Raw genomic sequence first — 18,582 nt, 5'->3', positions numbered from 1 at the left:
CATGCGTTTCACTAGGATGGGAGATATGAGCCATTCCGTATCGGAGCACCCCCAGATCCACCCGCCGCAGCGGCTGCTGATGGGGCCGGGGCCGGTCAATGCCGACCCGCGGGTGCTGCGCGCTATGTCCGCTCCGCTCATCGGTCAGTATGACCCCGCCATGACCGGATACATGAACGAGGTGATGGCGCTGTATCGGGGGGTCTTCTGCACCAGCAATGAGGCCACTCTGCTCGTCGACGGCACCTCCCGGGCCGGTATTGAGGCTGCCATCGTCTCCCTGGTGGAGCCCGGTGAGAAGGTGCTGGTGCCGGTCTTCGGCCGGTTCGGACACCTGCTGAAGGAAATCGCTGAAAGGGCAGGCGGTGAGGTCGTGGTCATCGAGAAGGAGTGGGGGCAGGTCTTCACCCTGGCAGAGCTCGACGCCGCCCTGGCCGCTCACCGGCCCAGGCTCCTGGCCCTGGTGCAGGGTGATACTTCCACCACTATGAACCAGCCGCTGGAGGGCATTGCCGCGCTGTGCAATAAGCACGGCACCCTCTTCTACACCGATGCCACCGCCTCCCTGGGCGGCAATGAGTTCCTGGCCGATGCATGGGGAGTCGACGCCGCCACCGCAGGGCTGCAGAAATGCTTGGGCGGCCCCTCCGGCTCCGCCCCGATCACGCTCTCCGAGAAGGCCGTGGAGGTGATCGGCGCACGCCGCCACGTGGAGGCCGGCATCGACGACGGCAGCGCCCCGCGCGGCATTCGCATCGCCTCCAACTACTTGGACCTGGCAATGATCCTCGACTACTGGGGTCCGAAGCGGCTCAACCATCACACCGAGGCCACCTCCATGCTCTACGCCGCCCGGGAGTGCGCACGGCTTCTGGTGGGTGAGGGCATACCAGAGGCCGTAGCGCGGCACCGGCTGCACGGGACCGCCATGACCGCCGGACTGCAGGGTCTGGGGCTGCAGCTCTTCGGCGACCAGGCACACCGGATGAACAACGTGGTCGCGGTCCATATCCCGGAGGGGGTCAACGGTGAGGCGGTGCGCAGTGCGCTGCTCAATGACTACAGCATCGAGATCGGCACCAGTTTCGGGCCGCTGCACGGTGTGGTCTGGCGGATCGGCGTGATGGGCTACAACGCACGGAAGGACGCGGTGCTGCTCACCCTGGCAGCCCTGGAACAGGTGCTGCGCGCCGCCGGCGCCCCGGTCACCGCCGGCGGGGGAGTGGGCGCGGCCCTTGAGGTGTATGAGGCCGCCGGATGAGCACCGCCTACGACGCCGTCCCGGGCACCTGCCGGCCCAAGGAGCAGACAATGACCGCAGCGCGGCGGGTGATGGCCCGCTGTGACGAGCTGGCCCAGATCTCAGCCCTGCGCGGTGCCGATGGGAAGGCTCAGGGGATCCTGCGCGCCTACCTCACCGAGGAGCACCGGCGGCATAATGCGCTGGCCGGCCGGTGGATGCAGGAGGCCGGGATGACCACCTGGCAGGACGCGGCCGGGAACCAGTGCGGCAGGATCGAAGGCCGAACACCCGGGCTGCCTGCACTCATGCTCGCCTCCCACCTGGACACGGTGCCGCATGCCGGCCGCTATGACGGAATCCTGGGTGTGCTTACCGCCATCGAGACTGTGCGCAGCCTCGCGCCCCAGGCGGACCAGCTGCCCTTCGCCCTGGAGGTGGCCGCCTTCGCAGATGAGGAAGGCACCCGCTTCGGTGCCACGCTGTTGGGCTCCCGGGCCATGGCCGGCACCTGGGACCCCCAGTGGTGGGAGCTGGCTGATGAGCAGGGCATCACGATGGCCGAGGCCTTCGAAGACTTCGGGCTGGACCCCTGCCGGATCGGTGAGGCAGCACGTGCCCGGGAAGACCTGGTCGGCTATCTGGAGGCCCATATCGAACAGGGCCCCTATCTGGAGGAGGCCGGCCGCCCCCTGGGGATTGTGAGCTCCATCGCCGGGGCCAGGCGCTTCCGGGTCAGCATCCACGGCGAGGCCAGGCACGCCGGGGGCACCCCCTACGCCCGCCGCCAGGATGCGCTCATCGGAGCCAGTCAGGCGGTGCTGGAGATCGAACGGATCGGCATAGAGAAGCAGGCCATCGCCACCGTGGGCCAGATGAGCACCCACCCCGGAGCGGTGAACGTGGTCCCGGGCCGCGCTGACTTCTCCGTGGACCTGCGCGCCGAGACCGATACGCTGCGTGATGCCGCATGGGGGGCCATGGAATCAGCGATCACCGGCTTCTGCGCCGACCGGGGGCTGCAACTGCAGGTCGAGGAGATCCACGCCGCCCCCACCGTGTTCTGCGCCGAGCCCCTGGTAGCAGCCATCGCCGCAGGGATCACCGAGGCAGGCGACCCGGAGCCGATGCGGCTGTTCTCCCGGGCAGGCCACGACGCCATGGCCATGGCCGAGATCACCGGCATCGGCATGCTCTTCACCCGCTGCCACGACGGGATCAGTCATCACCCCGATGAATCGGTGACCGAGGCCGATGTGGCGAGCACCCTCCAGGCGCTGCAGCATGCAGTGCTCAGCCTGGCCGCCGGCCGCGGGGGTGACCAGCCATGACCCGTCGGATCGATGCGCGGATCGAGAACCAGTACGGGGACCTCCCGCCCCAGGAGCGCCGGGTGGCCGACTTCCTGCTGGAGCACCTCGGAGACCTCGCCGTCTTCTCCGCCGCGGAGATCAGCCGCCAGACCGGGGTCTCCAAGGCCACCGTCTCCCGGCTGTTCCGCAAACTGGGCTTCGACGACTTCAAAGAGGTCCGGGACCATGCCATGGCGCTGCGGGCCTCCGGCCAGCCCACTGCTGCACCGTTGCTGACCGGGGACTCCGAGGCCACCACCGGTATCCAGCGGCACATTCAGCATGAACAGGCCAACCTCGCCCGACTGGCTGAGACGCTCTCCGGCGGACGTCTCAACGAGGTGGTGGAACTGGTGGCAGGGGCCGAATCGGTGCTGATCATCGGCCTGCGCAACAGCTACCCTCCGGCCGCCCACCTGCACCATCAGCTGATCCAGCTGCGCAGCCGGGTGCGGCTGGCGCCCCAGCCGGGCCAGAGCATCGGTGAAGAGCTGGCCGGCCTGGGCCTCCATGAGGCGGTGGTGGTCTTCGGATTCCGCCGGCGTCCCCGCGGGTTCACCGAACTCGTCCAGCGCACCGCTGCCTCCCCAGCCGTGCTGGTGCTCATCGGCGATGCCACGGCCCGCCGCTACGCCCAGCACGCCCAGATCTGGATCGAGTGCCCGCTGGACGCAGACGGCGCCTTCGACTCCTACGCCGCCCCGATGTCACTGGTGTCCCTGCTGGCCAACGGCGTGCTCAACGCCGCCTTGCCGGCCGGGCGGCGCCGCATCTCCCACGTGGCCGATACCTACGACGATCTCAAGGAGCTGGACCTCTGATGAGCCTGGTGACCACCCATATCCTCGACACCGTTGCCGGCACCCCCGCCAGCGGCGTCGTCGTCATCCTCAGTGACGCTGCCGGGGAACAGATTGCCCGGGGCACCACAGACAGTGACGGCCGGGTCAATGAGCTGGGGCCGGAGCAGCTTCAGCCGGGCAGCTACCGGCTGAGCTTCCGCACCGGAGAGTACTTCCGGGCCAGGGGGCTGCCCACCTTCTTCCCCGAGGTGCAGATCACCTTCGAGACCGGGGCCGAGCCGCACTACCACGTGCCGCTGCTGATCAGCCCCTACGCATACTCCACCTACCGCGGAAGCTGAGGAAGAACCATGAACGAGATAGTGCTTGGGCCCAACCAGTACGGCAAGGCTGAGGTGAGAGTGGTGCGCGTGCACCGGGAGACCGAGGTGCACCAGATCCGCGATCTGAACGTGACCAGCTTCCTGCGCGGAGATTTCGCCGAGACCTTCCTGACCGGGGACAACTCCAAGGTGCTGGCCACTGACACGCAGAAGAACACCGTCTATGCCTTCGCCAAGAAGTACGGGATCAGCAGTCCCGAGGAGTTCCTGCTCACCCTAGGCCGGCACTTTCTGTCCTATCCGGAGGTGCACGGCGGGCGCTGGCTGGCCGAGTCCTATCCCTGGGAGAGGATCACCGTGGAGGGCAGGCCGCATGAGCACTCCTTCGTGAGATCCACACAGGAGATCCGCACTGCGGCAGTCACCAGCCAGGACGGCGCAGAGTACGTGCTGGGCGGGTTCAAGGACCTCACCGTGCTGAAGTCCACCGGCAGCGAGTTCACCGGATTCCCACGGGACGAGTACACCACCCTGCCGGAGACCACTGACCGGATCATGGCCACCGATATCTCAGCCCGGTGGCTCTACCAGGACGATGCCGCCCAGGCCGGGTCGGTGGACTTCGACGCGGTCTTTGCCCAGGTCAAGCAGATAGTGCTGGAGCAGTTCGCCGCAGTGCACTCGCTGTCCCTGCAGCAGACCCTCTACGCTGCCGGCAGCGCTGTCCTGGAGGCCGTACCGCAGATCGAGGACATCCGCTTCGCCATGCCGAACAACCACCACTACGTGGTCGACCTGACGCCCTTCGGCCTGGAGAACCCCAACGAAGTTTTCGAAGCCGGCGTGCTGCCCTACGGGCTGATGAACGCCTCGGTGACCCGCGCCGGGGCGCAGCCCAAGCCTGCGGCCTGGCAGTGGATTCCCGGCTTCGTCTAGCGCAGGCGGCATACGAGATGCCTGGTGAGCGCGTCACCGGAGCTGAACACGGCGTCAATATTCCCGAAATATGCCCGCCCTAGGCTTAGGCCTCATGACCGTGCGCCACCTGATCGCAGAGCGGGTCCTGATTGAGGGGGACCTGGTTCCGGCGCACCTGGAGATCGATCACCAGGGCGCCGTCCGGCGGATCACCCGCCTGGCTCCCGGCCAGGCCGCCAGACATGCGGCGATCGTGCGCGCCCGTGATGTCTCCGGAGGTGCGGGCATGCTGCGGGTGCCGCCGCGGCTGGTGGTGCTGCCCGGGAACGTGGACAGTCATGTGCACCTCAACGAGCCGGGCCGCACCAGTTGGGAGGGCTTCGCCACGGGGACTATGGCAGCCGCGCTCGGCGGGGTCACCACCATCGTGGACATGCCGCTGAACTCCATCCCGCCGACCGTGGACGTGCCCAGCCTGCGGGCCAAGCAGGCAGCTGCGGCAGGTCAGACCTATGTGGACGTGGGGTTCTGGGGCGGGGTGGTGCCGGGCAACGCCGAGGACCTCGAGCCGCTGTGGGAAGCCGGGGTCTTCGGGTTCAAATGCTTCTTGCTGGACTCCGGGGTCCCGGAGTTCCCGCCGGTGAGCCCGGCCCAGCTGCGCGAGGCGATGACCCGCATCCGCGGCTTCGGCGGACTGCTGATCGTCCACGCCGAGGATGCCCGCACCATTGACACCGCCACTGCCGCCCTCGGCGGCCAGTTCCGGAAGGTCCGCCGCTACGCCGAATGGGCGGCGACCCGCCCGGCAGAGGCGGAGCTGACTGCGATCGAAGGCCTGCTGGAGGCAGTGCGCGAGACCGGCTGCCGGACCCATATTCTGCACTTGGCCGCCGCCGGAGCCCTGGAGACCATCCAAACGGCCCGGGACGAGGGGCTGCCGGTCACTGTGGAGACCTGCCCGCACTATCTGTGCTTCGAGGCCGAGTCCGTCCCCGACGGTGCTGCTGAGTTCAAATGCTGCCCGCCCATCCGGGACGCCGGCAACCGGGAGGCTCTGTGGCAGGGGCTCCAGGAGGGTCTGATCGACATGGTGGTCACTGACCACTCTCCGGCAACCCGTGAGCAGAAGTACAAAGGGGCCCCGGACCTCAGCCAAGCATGGGGCGGAGTCTCCGGGCTGCAGGTGGGCTTCGCCGCGGTGGCCTCCGCCGCCGCTCAGCGCGGCATCGGGCTGGAGCAGGTCAGCCGGTGGATGGCCCAGCGCACCGCTGCGCTGGTGGGGCTGAGCCATAAGGGGCGGATCGCAGTAGGCTGTGATGCCGACTTCCTGATCTATGACCCTGAGCAGACTCACGTGGTCTCCTCTGCCGGGCTGGCGCATAAGAACCCGATCAGCGCCTATGACGGCTACGAGATCCGCGGCACAGTGGTGGGAGCGGTGCTGCGCGGGGTAGAGCTGTTCAGCGACCAGGACTCCACGGCGACGCTGCTCAGCGGCGGGGAGCAGCTGCGTGGACCAGGATACTCAGCCGGGCGGCCGGCCCGCTCAGAAGAAGAGGTGGGAACCCGATGACCGAGCCCCGACGTTCCTCAGTGCAGTCCGTGGAACGGGCCCTGGCACTGATTGAGGTGGTGGCCTCGCGCGGTGGGGCTGCCACGCTCAGTGAGCTCTCCTCCGTCACCGACCTGCCGGCTGCCACGGTCCACCGGCTGCTGCGCACCCTGATCACCTCCGGATACCTGGTGCAGATGCAGGACCGGCGCTACGGGCTCAGCGACAAGCTGGTGCCCATCGGCGACGCCGCAGCCCGCCGCAACCGGCTCTAGGAGGGCGCGGGGTGCTCACCGGCACAGTTATCCTGGCCGCCGGGCGGGCCCAGCGCCTCGGCGGGATATCGAAACCGCTGCTGCGCAGCCGGGGCGAGCTGCTGGCCGCCCGGTCGCTGCGCACCGCACTGCAGGCCGGCACGGTCCCGGTGCTGGTGCTGGGCCACCGGGCCGAGCAGGTCGGGGCGGCGCTGAAGGCTGAGGTGCCGGGGCTGGCTGCCCAGGCTCAGTTCGCCGTCGTCCCTGAGGGGCGCAGCCAACTGGCAGAGTCCTTCCGGACCGGGGTGCGGCGAGCGGCCGGGCTCGGCGCAGACCGGATTGCGGTGCTTCTGGTGGACCAGCCAGGCATCACGGCTGCGGCACTGGCGGCAGCGCTGGAGGGCCATACCGCAGGGAGAATCATCAGGGGCGCGGTGCAGGGCAGGGCCGGACACCCGGTGGTGATGGCGACCGCTGAGGCTGCAGCGGCCGCTGAGCTGGCAGAAGGCGATGAAGGCGCCCGGCGGTATCTGCACAGCCAGGCCGGGAGAGTGGACACCGTGGACCTCACGGGTCTGGCGGAGGATGCCGATATCGACACCCCGGAGGATCTGGCACTGCTCACCGCTTCTGCTCTGCAGCGCGCAGGGCAGCGAAGATCCGGTCCTTGGTGAACGGGGTGCTGGTCATCCGGATGCCGGTGGCGTCCCGGATGGCATTGCCCAGGGCAGGGGCTACCGGGTTGAAGGGGGACTCGGACATGGATTTCGCCCCCATGGGGCCCAGCGGGTCCGCCGAGGCGGCAAAGTGGACCTCGGTGCGCGGCAGGTCGGCCATCTGCGGGATGTGATAAGTGCGCAGAACCTCGGTGCTGATCCTCCCGCCGGGGCTGATCACGATCTCCTCGAAGAGTGCCGCGCCGATCGCCTGGGCTGCTCCGCCCTCCACCTGGCCGCGGCACTGGGCCTCGTTGAGCACTGTTCCGGCATCGGCGGCCTGCACCGACTGCAGAATCACCAGGGTGCCGGAGCTGATGTCCACCGCCACCCGGAACCCGTGCACGTTGAAGGCCGCCGTACGCGGCGACCCGCCCCAGTGCCCGGTGCCGATCACTGTGCCGGGGTCCGCGCCCGGGGGCAGGGCGGCCAGTTTGGCCGCCAAGTCCTTGGCCGCGAGGTAGGAGGCTTTGACCCCTACGGTGATCCCGGTGGAGGCAAAAGCACCGGTGTCATGGCTCACCAGGTCGGTGTCGGCCTGACGCAGCAGAATCTGCTCTGCGGCGGTGCCCAGCACCTTCGCGGCCACCTGCCGGTGCACCGTGGAGGTGCCGTTGCCGAACTCCGCAGTGCCGACCTTCAGCTCGTACCGCCCGCCGCCCAGGGGCCGGATGGCAGCATGGGAGTGGTGCCCGTTGGGCGGGGCGGTGTCAATCATCGCCACCGCGGTGCCGGTGCCCAGCCGCCAATCGCCCCCGGGGCCGGCGTAGCCGTGCCGCTCCTCGGCCAGCCGCTGCTCGCACTGGGCCAGCTCGGCGGTGCTCAGCTGCTCAGTGCGCAGCTGTGCGGCCATGATCTCCAGGCACTGGTGCAGCCCGGCGGCGTCGACCTGCACATCGGCGTCCTGTCCGAAGAGCTTCTCACCGATCTGCACAATATTCGCAGTTTTGAACTCCAGGGGGTCACGCACCAGCCGGCGGGCCAGCTCATCCATGGCGCAGTCCACGGCGAACAGGGTCTGCGAGAGGCCGTAGCCCCGGAAGGCCCCGGAGGGCGGGTTGTTGGTGTAGACCACCTCAGCCCGGACGTGCTTATTCGGCGCGGAGTAGAGCTGCATGGACTCATGCACCGAGTGGAACATCACCCCCGGCCCGTGGTTGCCGTAGGCCCCGGTGTCGGAGAGCACCTCCATGGTCTGGGCCGTGAGCCTGCCGGCCTCGTCGGCCGCCAGCGCCACCTCGATCCTGAACGGATGCCGGGTGGTGGTGGCGGTCAGCGCCTCGGTGCGGGTCAGCTCCCAGGACACCGGGCGACGGATGCCCTGCTCGGCGAGCTTCATCAGGACCAGCAGCACCAGATCCTCGGTGAGCACCTCCTGCTTGGAGCCGAAGCCGCCGCCGACCCGGGGGGAGAAGACCCGTAATGCCTCCGGGCCCAGCCCGAAGATCCGCTGCAGGGTCCGCTTGGCGAGGAACGGCACCTGGGTGGAGGTGCGCAGCACATACCGGCCGTTCTCATCCACCCAGCCCAGGGTGCCGTGGGTCTCCAGCGCAGTGTGTGAGGTCCGATGGGTGGTGAAGCTCATCCGAAGCTGGTGCGGGGAGGAGGACAGCGCGCCCATGGAGTTCCCGGAGGCAGCCTCCACCGAGGCCAGCCGGTTACGCCCAGGCTCCAGGGCCGGAAAATAGGTGCTGCCCACCGCATCGGTACGCTGCGGCAGCTCCGGGTGCAGCACTGGGGCGCCGGGTCGGGTCGCCTCACGGGGGTCGAAGACCGCGGGCAGCGGCTCATAGTCCACCTCCACCAGCTGGGCGGCCCGTGCGGCCTGGCGCCGCGTCTCGGCCACCACCACCGCCACCCGCTGGCCGGCGAACCGCACCGTGTCGTCGAGCAGACGGGTATCTGCCGGGTCATCCTCGACCAGCTCATGCTGGGCGGTGGAGTAGCGGATGTGCTGCGGGGCATCCGCATGGGTGATGACAGCGACGACGCCGGGCCGGCTCAGTGCCCGTGAGGTACTGATGCTGCGGATCCGGGCGTGCGGATGCGGGGAGCGCAGCACCACGATATGAAGGGGCTCGCCCTGGCCGGCGGGCCAGGACTCGGGTTCAGCGGCCAGCGGGCGGTCCTGGCTGTAGTCGGCCGTCCCGGTCACCACCCTGGGGCCCGCCGGTGCCATAGGGCTCTTCCGGGGTGTTCCGGCCAGCGCGTCCTTGATGGAGCAGTAGCCGGTGCAGCGGCAGAGGTTTCCCTTGAACTTCCGTCCCTGGTCCGCGGGGCTGGGATAGGGAGACTCCGGGGCGGTCTCCGTCATGATGAACCCGGCAGTGCAGAAGCCGCATTGGAAACCATGGGCCTGCAGGAAATCCCTCTGGGTGGGGTGCAGAGCCGGCTCCACCGGCCGGTCCCCGGGTTCAGCGGCAGCACGGGCAGCCTCGGGGCTGAGCCCGCGCAGGGTGGTGATGCTCTGTCCGGCTGCCCGCTGAGCAGGGGTGATGCAGGAATGTACAGCGGTGCTGCCCAGATGGACGGTGCAGGCACCGCAGTCCCCGGCGTCGCAGCCACGTTTGACCGCATCCGCCCCGGCCCGCTCGCGCAGCCAGGTGCGCAGGCACTGGCCGGGGGCGTGCTCCAAGGGCACCTCGGTGCCGTCCACTGTCACCGTCCGCGGGGCCCCCTCTGTGCCCTGCGGAGTGGTTGTCAGGCGGGGGGCGGAAGATCGGCTGCGCATGGACGGCTGATCTTCTGCCAGGTGTCTGACACGGAGTGCGGGGGCAGGCGAGGGTGAGCGCGGGAGCGCGCGCAGGAGTTCGGCGGCCAGGCGGGAGCTGATGTCGCGCCGCCACTGCGGGGCGCCGTGCACATCGTTGACCCAGAGCTCTTCCGGCAGGGCCTGTACCGCTGCCCGGGCCTTCTCCGGGTCCAGTCCCAGTTCGAGCACCACCGGATGGGCAGTGCTGGCGGTGACGGTCAGCCTCACGGAAGCGGGGCCCGCCAGCTGGGCGATCAGCAGCGCGGCAGAGCGGCCGTAGCGGGTCAGTGACTCCCGGGCCATCAGGGCCTGGCGGGCCAGCCTGTCCGCCGGGATCCAGAAGGACCGGATCAGCTCGCCCTGCTCCAGGGCGGTGCGGCCGTTGCCGGTGACCAGCTGCGCCACCGGTGTGTGCCGGCGACCCCCGCCGGGGGAGAGGATCAGCGCTGCAGCCCCCATCCCAGCCAGCCAGGAGGTCATCGGCCCGGCCGGCAGCCCGGTGGCCACGTTGCCGCCCACCGTGGAGAGGTTCCACACCTTCCAGGAGGCCACGAACGCTTCTGCCGCGGGGCGCATCAGGTGCAGCCCGGGCAGCTGCTCAGTGACCAGCCCGCGGTGCTGCAAGGTGTCAGCGGCAGCGTGGAACTCTGCGATGGTGCAGGTGGCGGCGATCTCCAGCCCGGTGTCCTGACTGTCCTGCCCCTGGTGCCAGCTCAGCGGCTCCCAGGGGGCGCCGCTGATGTCCAGCAGCCGGCGCGGGGCCCCGGTGCGGAGATCACGGCCGTAGGAGTAGAGCACTGTGCCTCCGGCAAGCCAGGAGTCACCCGGGCGAGCCTCATCGGGGTCCCAGGTGCTGAGCACCTCCTCCGCACTGGTGATATCCATCAGCTGCCCGCCATCACCGGCACCGGCTCGATGATGGTCTGCGAGCGCGGCCGCGTGTAGTGGATGGGGCCGGTGCTGCGGGCAAGCGGGCGACCGGCGGGGAGCCGGCCGGCGGTGTTCTTCGCGGCGATCAGCTCCGCCAGGGCCGAGACTGCGCTTTCAGCCGGGGAGCCGGCGGCGATGTCCAGTCCGAGCGGGCCGCGGACGGCAGCGATCTGCTCGGTGCTGAGGCCCCGTTCGGCCAGGGCTTCACGCCGCCGACGCTGGGCGTTCCGGGAGCCCAGAGCCCCGACGAACTCAGGGCCGGGCTGGGCTGACAGCAAGGCCGCCAGCACCGGCACGTCGAGATCGGGGTGATGGGTCATCACACAGGCTGCGGTCCAGCCGCCCTGCTGCTCGGCGAGCAGCCGGGCGGCGGCCGCAGCCGGGTCGTCCACCACCAAGCGGGCCCGCTGCGGAACCCGGTCCCCGGCGGCGAAGGCTGGGCGGTGGTCCACCAGGACCACCTGCCAGCCGGCGGACAGGGCCATCCCGGCCAAGTGGACGGAGTAGTCCTGCACCCCGAAGAGCAGCAGCCGCGGTGCGGGCTCACGGTGCTCGGTGACGGTGAACGCCCCCCGGGGTGTCTGCACCTCTCTGCGCAGCACCGCACCGAGGTGCGGGTCGGTGTGTGCCAGCCGGAGGGCGTCGTCGTACTCTGTGCGGGCTACGGTGCTCAGCGGCTGGATGAGCACCTGGATCTGGCCGCCGCAGGTCAGCGGCACCTCACCGAGTTGGCCGCCCTCCGGGCCGAAGCTCTCCAGCACCGGCTCCCCCCAAGCGATGCTCTGTTGGGCCAGCGCGGCCGCGGTGGACTCCACACAGCCTCCGGAGAGTGACCCGATGATCTCCAGGTCTGCCGAGACGGCCATCGAGGTGCCCACCGGGGCCGGGGAGGAGCCGGCGACGCTGACTACGGTGGCCACCGCCCAGTGCTGCGGATGGGCCAGGGCCCGGCGGTAGTCGGTGATCCGGTCCAGCACCTTCTGGCACCTCCTCGCAGCGGACGGCAGGGCAATGAAACGTTCGTCTCATCGGGTGAGCCTAGTTCGGGGTCTGTTACATCCTTATGACAGAAGAGTTTCACTGTGTTTTTCCGCAGCCGTTTTACCTGGCTGTAATCCTCAGGTGAGTGGTGTGAAACAAGCGTTTCATACGGTGGGTAACGTGAACCCCGTACCTGCCGCCGAGCTTCTCATCACCAATGCCTACCTGGTGCTTGAGTCCCGGCCTGCTTCGGCTGCTGAGCGTGAAGCAGGCGTCACCGACGTGGCCTCCGCCCAGGCTGCCGGACGGGAGATCGACGGCGGCTGGCTGGCGGTGGCGCAGGGCCGGGTGCACAGTGTGGGGCGGATGGGGCAGCCGATGCCTGCGGCCGGGCGCACCCTTGATGCCGGGGGCAGACTGGTCACTCCCGGTCTGGTCAACACCCACCACCATATGTACCAGAACCTGACCCGGGCCTATGCCCCGGCCATCAACGGCACGCTCTTCCAGTGGCTGACCACCCTGTATCCGCGGTGGGCCCGGCTGAACAAGGAGTCGGTGTACCTGGCCACCTATGTGGCCGCTGCGGAGCTGCTCACCGGGGGCTGCACCACCAGCTCTGACCATATGTACGTCCATCCGGTGCCGGAGCTCATCGACGCCCAGGTCCAGGCCGTCACCGATGCCGGGTTCCGGTTCATGGCCAACCGCGGATCCATGACCCGCTCAGTGGAGGATGGAGGGCTGCCGCCGAAGGAGGTGGTTCAGGACGAGGACACCATCCTGGCCGACTCCGAACGCCTGATCAAGGCCTATCACGACCCCAGCCCCGGGGCGATGGTCCGGGTGGCGCTGGCCCCCTGCTCCATGTTCTCGGTCAGCGAGTCCATCATGCGTTCCACCGCTGAGCTGGCCGAGCGCCACGACGTGCGCCTGCACACCCACCTGGCCGAAGACACCGATGAGGACGCCTACGCCCTGGAGGTCTACGGACGCCGCCCCGTGGAGTACTTCGAGGACTGTGGCTGGGCCACGCCCCGGTCCTGGGTGGCGCACTACGTCTACGGATCCGCGGCCGAGAATGCCCGGCTGGCTGCGGCCGGAGTCGGAGCCACCCAGTGCCCCAGCTCCAACATGATCATCTGCGGCGATGCCGCCGACGCCAAGGGCCTGCGCAGCCTGGGGATGAATGTGGGCATCGGCTGCGACGGCTCGGCCTCTGCGGACTCGGCCGACCTCTGGCTGGAGACCCGCACCGCCCTGCTGCTGGGCCGGTTCCGGAACGGGCCCGACTCCTTCACCGCCCGGGAGGCCCTGAACATGGCCACCGAAGGCTCGGCGGCCAACCTCGGCTGGGCCGATGAGATCGGGCACCTCAATCCTGGAGCCTGCGCTGATCTGGTGATCTGGTCCTCCGCCCAGCTCTCCCAGGCCGGGGTGCTCACCGACCCTGTGGAGGGATGGCTGCGCTCCGGTCCTGCCCGGGCGCACACGGTCCTGGTCAACGGAACCGAACGGCTCAGCGAGGGCCAGCTGCAGCTGCCCGGACTGAATGACGTGCTGGCCGGGCACCGCCGGGCAGCCGAAGCAATGCAGGGATGACACCGAGCACCAACCACCGATCCATCACTGACTGGCACCTACCCATAAGGAGAAACCGCATGAACACCACCGCTAAGAGGACCCAGCTGGCCGCCGCCGCAGCTGTCGGAGCACTGGCGCTGACCAGCTGCGGCAACGGGGAGGGCGGCGGAGACGGCGACGGGGACTTCGGCTCCGTGGAGGTTCCGCTGTCCTGGATCATGACCGCTGAGTTCGCCGGCATGTACTACGCCGTGGACGAGGGCTACTACGAAGAGGAGGGCTTCGAGGAGGTCGAGCTGATCACCGGTGGTCCGGCGGCCACCCCCTCAGCCACCCAGATTGCCACCGGCACCGGCCTGGCCGGGCTCTCCAACCCCATCGACGTGGGGTCCTTCATCGACTCCGAGGGTGACGACGCCAATATCAGGATCATCGGCTCGGTGTTCCAGCGCAACGCCTTCGCCATCTTCAGCCTGGCGGAGAACCCGGCCACTGAGCCCGAGGACCTCATCGGGATGAGCATCGGGGTGGCTCCGAACAACGAGCCGGTCTACTACGCATTCCTGGAGGTCAACGGCATTGACCCCGATGACGTGGATATGGTCTCCACCGGGGGCACCGCCGAGCCGCTGTCCAACGGGGAGGTCGACGCCTATATCGGCTATGCGACCAATCAGGCCATCGACGTGGAGCTCGATGGCCATGAGGTGGAGTACATGTACCTCTACGACCATGGCCTGCCCTTCGCCGCCGGCTCCATCATCGCCACCGAGGAGACCATCGAGAACGACCGGGAGGCGCTGAAGGCACTGCTTGTCGGCACCATCCGGGGCTGGAAGACCGCCCTGGAGGACCATGAGGACGCCGCGACCATCACCGTGGAGGACTGGGCCGCCGACCAAGGCCTGGACTTCGAGCACCAGCTGATCACCGCTGAGCGGCAGGCACCGATGATCTCCGATGACTGGACCGATGAGAACGGCCTGCTGACCATGAGCGACGAACTGGTCGCCAACACCCTGCAGGCGGTCTCCGACGTCGGCTACGAGGTGCCTGACGACCTCTTCGACCTCAGCCTGCTGGAAGAGGTCTACGAGGAGAACCCCGACCTGCTCGACTGAGCCCCGGGTCCCAACAGCACACGAGGAGGAACGGTCATGACCAGCCAGCTGGCAGAAGCACCCGAGATCAGCGCCAACCCTGCGGCAGTGCCGGAGAACCCGCTGCTGACTGGCACCGGGGTGGATGTCCGCGGGGTGACCAAGATCTTCGGCTCGGGCAAGAAGCAGGTCACCGCGCTGGAGGACGCCCACCTGGCTACCGGGCGGGGAACCTTCCTCTCCCTGCTGGGCCCCTCCGGCTGCGGCAAGTCCACCATTCTGCGGATGCTCGCCGGACTGGAGACCCCCAGCAGCGGAGAGCTGCGGGTGGACGGCAAGACTCCCGAGCAGCTGCGTGAGGCTCATGAGCTGGGGATCGCCTTCCAGGATGCTGCCCTGCTGCCCTGGCGCAGCGTCCACGCCAATATCCGGCTGCCACTGGAGGTGGCGGGGATCAGGCCTGAAACCGGGCTGATCGAGGATCTCATCGAACTGGTGGGGCTCTCCGGCTTCGAACACGCCCGTCCGGGCCAACTCTCCGGCGGAATGCGCCAGCGGGTCTCCATCGCCCGGTCGCTGGTGGTCAAGCCCCAGGTGCTGCTGCTTGATGAGCCCTTCGGGGCACTGGACGATATGACCCGGCAACGGATGAACATCGAACTGATGCGCATCCTCGCAGAGAAGCCGGCCACCACCCTGATGGTGACACACGGCATCTCGGAGGCGATCTTCCTCTCTGACGTGGTGGCCGTGATGAGCGCCCGGCCGGGCCGGGTCAAGGAGGTCTTCGAGGTGGATCTGCCCCGCCCACGCACACCGGAGATGCAGCGCACCCCTGAGTTCCATGCCTTGGTGGATCACGCCTCGGACCTGCTCTTCGGCAAGGACCACCCCGGGGAGCACTGAGATGACCACATTGGTAAACACCCGCCCGCCGGCAGCGCAGCGCCGGCTCCGGGTCCCCGGCTGGGTGCCGGGGGCCTCAGGGCTGCTGATCGTCTTTGTGCTCTGGTGGGTGGTGGGGGCTTTCGGCACCATCGGCACGGCCGCCGGGGGATCCTCCGCCGTCCCCACCCCCTTCGCAGTGGCCGGGCAGCTCGCCGATGACGGATTCACCTTCTACTGGCGCAACGCCTCGGTGACCCTGACCGCAGCAGCGACCGGCTTCGCGGTGGGCAACCTGCTCGCGGTGCTCACCGCTTCACTGGTGCTCATTGCGCCCTGGCTGGAGGGCATCGCCACCCAGCTGGCCGTCATCACCTACTGCCTGCCGCTGATCGCCATCGGACCTGTGGTCTACGCAGTGGGCGGACAGCCTGCCACCGCCAATGTGCTGGCCGGGCTCTCGGTGTACTTCGTCACCGTGGTCACCACCATCCAGGGGCTGAAGTCCGCGGACCGGGCAGGGCTGGACGTGATCACGGTGGCCGGCGGCTCCAGGCTGCATCAGCTGACCAAGGTGCAGCTGATCGGTGCCATCCCCTATGTGTTCACCGCGCTGAAGATCGCCGCCCCCGCCGCAGTGCTCGGTGCGATCCTGGGGGAGTATGTCGGCGGCATCACCCGGGGACTCGGACCGGCCATGGTGGCCGCCCAGGGCAATAATGTGGAACGGCTGTGGGCACTGGCCATTGTGGGCGTCGTCGTCGCTGGGATCGCCTATGCGGTGATCGCGCTGATCGGCCGCCTCGCCACCCCCTGGACCAGGAGGTGATGCCGTGAACCCGGTACTGCGCGCCGTCGGTGCTCCGCTGGTCAGACTGGCTGCCTCCCTGGCGGTGATCACCGCGATCTGGGTGGGCGCTCTGCAGATCTTCGGGGTCAGCCCGATCATCGGCAAGGGTCCGCTGGACGTCTACGAGTACCTCTTCACCCACGAGGACTCCGCGGCCCACCGGGAGGTGGTCTTCGGCGATTTCTGGATCACCATGCTCGACACTCTGATCGGCTTCGGGGTGGGGCTCTTCGTGGCTGCAGCGACTGCTATGGCCTTCCAGATCTCCAAGGGATTCGAAGCAGCGGTGATGCCCTTGGCAATGATCTGCCGCTCAGTGCCGCTGGTCGCGATGGCTCCGATCATCGTGCTGATCTTCGGCAGGGACTTCGCCTCGGTGGCAGCAATGGGCACCATCGTGGTCATCTTCCCTGCCCTGGTGACCATTGTGGAGGGGCTGCGCTCCGCCTCCCCGGCGATGACCGAGGTGGTCCAGGTCTACGGCGGGTCCAAGGCCACCGTGCTGCGCCGGGTGGGGCTGCCTGCCTCGCTGCACAGCTTCTTCACCGCCGCCCGGGTCTCCATCCCCGGGGCGCTGACCGGGGCCATGCTGGCCGAATGGTTGGCCACCGGCGACGGCATGGGCTACGGCATCATCCAAGCAGTGACCCGGACCGACTACGACAGGCTCTGGGCCTCGGTGCTCATCGTCACCCTGGCCTCCCTGGTGGTCTACTCGCTGATCGGGGTGGCCGAGCGGCTGGTGGCCCGCTCCACCGGGATCGGCCTGGCGGCCTGAGCCCTAACCGCCGGCGAAGGGCGGGAGAACATCGACGATGTCGCCCGGGCGGACGGTGCCCGCCTCAGCCCTGGTGCGGGTGCCGTTGACCAGACAGCTGGACTGACCACAGACCCTGGCCAGCTCCCGGCTGCGCCCGGAGAGCTCTTCGAGCAGCTGGGTCAGCGGCAGCGGATGCTGATCCACCGCGACGGTGAGCTCATGGGTGCCTGCGGCCTCCGCGGCGGCGGCGTAGAGCCGGACAGTGACCGCACGTGTCTCATGCTCGCTCATCTCAGCCTCCGATCGCTGACATCGAACGCTCCGGGCGGGTGAACCCGGGCAGCTCGAACCCGGGCCTATCAGTGCCGTGGGCGGCAGGCTTGGCCCACATCGCATCGGCCCAGCGCTGGGCCACCGCCTGGTCATCGGCCCCGGAGCGCAGCAGGTCCATCAGGTCCACCTCCTGCCGGGAGAACAAGCAGCTCATCACCCGGCCCTCAGCGGTGATCCGGGTGCGGGTGCAGGCGGCGCAGAACGGCTCGGTGACACTGGCGATGATCCCCACCCTGCCCCGAGGAGGTGAGTCCGCGGCGTCGTGCTTCTCCCAGACGTCGAAACGCTCCGCCGGTGCGCCGCCGCGGTCCTCATCGGTGGGGGACAGCCGGTAGCGGGTGCTCAGCAGCTCACGGGTCTCCGCCGCGGTGACGGTGGCCTCGCGCCGCCAGGTCTGCTCCGCCTCCAGCGGCATCTGCTCGATGAACCGCAGCTCGAAGCCGTGGCCCAGCGCCCAGGCCAGCAGATCAGGGGCCTGGGCGTCGTTGACCCCGCGGACCAGCACGGCATTGATCTTCAGCGGGGTCAGCCCGGCATCTGCAACCGCCTGCACCCCGGTGAGCACCGCATCCAGCTGGTCCCGGCGGGTCAGCTTCGCAAAGGTCTCCCGGTGCACCGAGTCCAGCGAGATGTTCACCCGGGTCAGCCCGGCCTCGGCCAGCGCAGCAGCCCGGCGGTCCAGTCCGATCGCATTGGTGGTCAGCGCCACCGGAAGCCTAGGGTGATCAGCGCGGATGCCGGCAATGATCTCCTCCAGATCCTTGCGCACCAGGGGCTCGCCGCCGGTGAGCCGCAGCTCCCGGATGCCGAGGATCTCCACACCGATCCTCACCAGCCGGCGCACCTCGCCGACGGTCAGCAGCTGGTCGCGGTTCAGCCAGGGCAGCCCCTCGGCGGGCATGCAGTAGGTGCAGCGCAGATTGCACTTATCGATCAGGGAGAGCCGCATATCGGTGGCCCGCCGCCCGAACCGGTCCAGCAGGCCGGCGGCGGGATCGCCGTGCCGTCCCGGGCTCTCGGAGGGGGATTCCGGCGCAGTCCGGACCCGGGGTTCTCTCAGCGCTACCCTGGGACTCATGGCTGCTAAGTCTACGTCGCCCGGCTGCACGCCCGCCGCGCGGGTCCCGGTTCAGGAGCATATCGGGCGGCTGCGCGCGGTCCTGGAACCGGCGCTGGCCCGGCGCGGCACCCGGACCCTGTCCCTGGAGACCGACTCCTGCGCCGGTGCGGTCAGTGCCGAGGAGGTCAG

16 protein-coding genes and 3 pseudogenes are annotated in these 18,582 nt (G+C 68.9%); 14 read left to right on the top strand and 5 right to left on the bottom strand.

What is annotated here, in order from left to right; all coding sequences use genetic code 11:
* Nucleotides 1-25 precede the first annotated feature (25 nt).
* The 8 genes from GNZ21_RS10090 (at nucleotide 26) to GNZ21_RS10055 (ending at nucleotide 7,116) form a co-directional block, all read left to right on the top strand.
* Nucleotides 26-1,261: a pyridoxal-phosphate-dependent aminotransferase family protein gene (locus GNZ21_RS10090; RefSeq protein WP_229659321.1), complete on the top strand. Its 1,236-nt coding sequence runs from the start codon at nucleotides 26-28 to the stop codon at nucleotides 1,259-1,261.
* A complete protein-coding gene (locus tag GNZ21_RS10085; RefSeq protein WP_229659320.1) occupies nucleotides 1,258-2,571 on the top strand; it encodes an allantoate amidohydrolase in 1,314 nt (437 codons plus the stop codon). Before GNZ21_RS10090 ends, GNZ21_RS10085 begins: the two co-directional genes overlap by 4 nt.
* The gene (locus tag GNZ21_RS10080) at nucleotides 2,568-3,413 is read left to right on the top strand and encodes a MurR/RpiR family transcriptional regulator (RefSeq protein WP_157323928.1); all 846 of its coding nucleotides are present in this window, start codon (nucleotides 2,568-2,570) and stop codon (nucleotides 3,411-3,413) included. The genes GNZ21_RS10085 and GNZ21_RS10080 overlap by 4 nt, the downstream gene beginning before the upstream one ends.
* A complete protein-coding gene (gene uraH, locus GNZ21_RS10075) occupies nucleotides 3,413-3,736 on the top strand; it encodes a hydroxyisourate hydrolase (RefSeq protein WP_157323919.1) in 324 nt (107 codons plus the stop codon). Before GNZ21_RS10080 ends, uraH begins: the two co-directional genes overlap by 1 nt.
* Nucleotides 3,737-3,745: 9 nt before the next feature.
* Complete coding sequence (gene pucL / locus GNZ21_RS10070) at nucleotides 3,746-4,654, top strand: factor-independent urate hydroxylase (RefSeq protein ID WP_157323917.1); 909 nt, start codon at nucleotides 3,746-3,748, stop codon at nucleotides 4,652-4,654.
* A gap of 94 nt (nucleotides 4,655-4,748) precedes the next feature.
* The gene (gene allB / locus GNZ21_RS10065; protein ID WP_157323915.1) at nucleotides 4,749-6,209 is read left to right on the top strand and encodes an allantoinase AllB; all 1,461 of its coding nucleotides are present in this window, start codon (nucleotides 4,749-4,751) and stop codon (nucleotides 6,207-6,209) included.
* Entirely contained in the window at nucleotides 6,206-6,463 is a 258-nt protein-coding gene (locus GNZ21_RS10060; RefSeq protein WP_157323912.1) for a helix-turn-helix domain-containing protein, read from the top strand. Before allB ends, GNZ21_RS10060 begins: the two co-directional genes overlap by 4 nt.
* 11 nt (nucleotides 6,464-6,474) lie before the next feature.
* Nucleotides 6,475-7,116, top strand: coding sequence for a nucleotidyltransferase family protein (locus tag GNZ21_RS10055; protein WP_157323910.1), 642 nt, complete (start codon nucleotides 6,475-6,477; stop codon nucleotides 7,114-7,116).
* On the opposite strand, the pseudogene GNZ21_RS16335 reads toward GNZ21_RS10055, so the two are convergent.
* Nucleotides 7,064-9,223: pseudogene (locus GNZ21_RS16335) on the bottom strand (xanthine dehydrogenase family protein molybdopterin-binding subunit); the annotation flags it as partial. The gene GNZ21_RS10055 and the pseudogene GNZ21_RS16335 overlap by 53 nt on opposite strands.
* Before the next feature lie 63 nt (nucleotides 9,224-9,286).
* Between GNZ21_RS16335 and GNZ21_RS16330 the strand changes: the two are divergent.
* A pseudogene (locus GNZ21_RS16330) lies at nucleotides 9,287-9,469 on the top strand (hypothetical protein); the annotation flags it as partial.
* Here GNZ21_RS16330 and GNZ21_RS16325 read toward each other — a convergent pair.
* Nucleotides 9,422-10,795 (bottom strand): annotated as a pseudogene (locus GNZ21_RS16325) (FAD binding domain-containing protein); the annotation flags it as partial. The pseudogenes GNZ21_RS16330 and GNZ21_RS16325 sit on opposite strands and share 48 nt — an antisense overlap.
* Complete coding sequence (locus GNZ21_RS10045; protein ID WP_157323906.1) at nucleotides 10,795-11,817, bottom strand: XdhC family protein; 1,023 nt, start codon at nucleotides 11,815-11,817, stop codon at nucleotides 10,795-10,797. The gene GNZ21_RS10045 and the pseudogene GNZ21_RS16325, both read right to left, overlap by 1 nt.
* Before the next feature lie 184 nt (nucleotides 11,818-12,001).
* On the opposite strand from GNZ21_RS10045, the gene GNZ21_RS10040 reads away from it, so the two are divergent.
* The 5 genes from GNZ21_RS10040 to GNZ21_RS10020 are packed head-to-tail and all read left to right on the top strand — an operon-like array spanning nucleotide 12,002 to nucleotide 17,018.
* Entirely contained in the window at nucleotides 12,002-13,423 is a 1,422-nt protein-coding gene (locus GNZ21_RS10040) for an amidohydrolase family protein (protein WP_198346007.1), read from the top strand.
* A gap of 59 nt (nucleotides 13,424-13,482) precedes the next feature.
* Entirely contained in the window at nucleotides 13,483-14,526 is a 1,044-nt protein-coding gene (locus GNZ21_RS10035; RefSeq protein WP_157323904.1) for an ABC transporter substrate-binding protein, read from the top strand.
* Between the two features lie 36 nt (nucleotides 14,527-14,562).
* A complete protein-coding gene (locus GNZ21_RS10030; RefSeq protein ID WP_157323902.1) occupies nucleotides 14,563-15,411 on the top strand; it encodes an ABC transporter ATP-binding protein in 849 nt (282 codons plus the stop codon).
* A 1-nt stretch (nucleotide 15,412) separates the two neighbouring features.
* Nucleotides 15,413-16,219 (top strand): ABC transporter permease, encoded by an 807-nt coding sequence (locus GNZ21_RS10025; RefSeq protein WP_157323900.1) that lies wholly within the window; start codon nucleotides 15,413-15,415, stop codon nucleotides 16,217-16,219.
* Nucleotides 16,220-16,223: 4 nt separating this feature from the next.
* Nucleotides 16,224-17,018 (top strand): ABC transporter permease, encoded by a 795-nt coding sequence (locus tag GNZ21_RS10020; protein WP_188503372.1) that lies wholly within the window; start codon nucleotides 16,224-16,226, stop codon nucleotides 17,016-17,018.
* A 3-nt stretch (nucleotides 17,019-17,021) separates the two neighbouring features.
* On the opposite strand, the gene GNZ21_RS10015 is transcribed toward GNZ21_RS10020, so the two are convergent.
* Both GNZ21_RS10015 and moaA read right to left on the bottom strand, forming a co-directional pair.
* Nucleotides 17,022-17,291 carry a MoaD/ThiS family protein gene (locus GNZ21_RS10015; protein WP_157323898.1) on the bottom strand — a complete coding sequence of 90 codons (270 nt, stop codon included), beginning with the start codon at nucleotides 17,289-17,291 and terminating at the stop codon, nucleotides 17,022-17,024.
* Between the two features lies 1 nt (nucleotide 17,292).
* Complete coding sequence (gene moaA, locus GNZ21_RS10010; protein WP_157323896.1) at nucleotides 17,293-18,411, bottom strand: GTP 3',8-cyclase MoaA; 1,119 nt, start codon at nucleotides 18,409-18,411, stop codon at nucleotides 17,293-17,295.
* Nucleotides 18,412-18,582: the final 171 nt, after the last annotated feature.

This window comes from Nesterenkonia alkaliphila, assembly GCF_009758175.1.
Taxonomy (GTDB): Bacteria; Actinomycetota; Actinomycetes; order Actinomycetales; family Micrococcaceae; genus Nesterenkonia; species Nesterenkonia alkaliphila.
Note: the sequence above shows the minus strand (reverse complement) of the source record. Positions and strands in the feature narration are given on the sequence as shown.

Excerpts from the sequence above, each read along its gene's own strand:
- GNZ21_RS10090 (WP_229659321.1), top strand. The coding sequence starts at position 26 with ATGAGCCATTCCGTATCGGAGCACCCCCAGATCCACCCGCCGCAGCGG.
- GNZ21_RS10085 (WP_229659320.1), top strand. The coding sequence starts at position 1,258 with ATGAGCACCGCCTACGACGCCGTCCCGGGCACCTGCCGGCCCAAGGAG.
- GNZ21_RS10080 (WP_157323928.1), top strand. The coding sequence starts at position 2,568 with ATGACCCGTCGGATCGATGCGCGGATCGAGAACCAGTACGGGGACCTC.
- uraH (WP_157323919.1), top strand. The coding sequence starts at position 3,413 with ATGAGCCTGGTGACCACCCATATCCTCGACACCGTTGCCGGCACCCCC.
- pucL (WP_157323917.1), top strand. The coding sequence starts at position 3,746 with ATGAACGAGATAGTGCTTGGGCCCAACCAGTACGGCAAGGCTGAGGTG.
- allB (WP_157323915.1), top strand. The coding sequence starts at position 4,749 with ATGACCGTGCGCCACCTGATCGCAGAGCGGGTCCTGATTGAGGGGGAC.
- GNZ21_RS10060 (WP_157323912.1), top strand. The coding sequence starts at position 6,206 with ATGACCGAGCCCCGACGTTCCTCAGTGCAGTCCGTGGAACGGGCCCTG.
- GNZ21_RS10035 (WP_157323904.1), top strand. The coding sequence starts at position 13,483 with ATGAACACCACCGCTAAGAGGACCCAGCTGGCCGCCGCCGCAGCTGTC.
- GNZ21_RS10030 (WP_157323902.1), top strand. The coding sequence starts at position 14,563 with ATGACCAGCCAGCTGGCAGAAGCACCCGAGATCAGCGCCAACCCTGCG.
- GNZ21_RS10025 (WP_157323900.1), top strand. The coding sequence starts at position 15,413 with ATGACCACATTGGTAAACACCCGCCCGCCGGCAGCGCAGCGCCGGCTC.
- GNZ21_RS10015 (WP_157323898.1), bottom strand. The coding sequence starts at position 17,291 with ATGAGCGAGCATGAGACACGTGCGGTCACTGTCCGGCTCTACGCCGCC.
- moaA (WP_157323896.1), bottom strand. The coding sequence starts at position 18,411 with ATGAGTCCCAGGGTAGCGCTGAGAGAACCCCGGGTCCGGACTGCGCCG.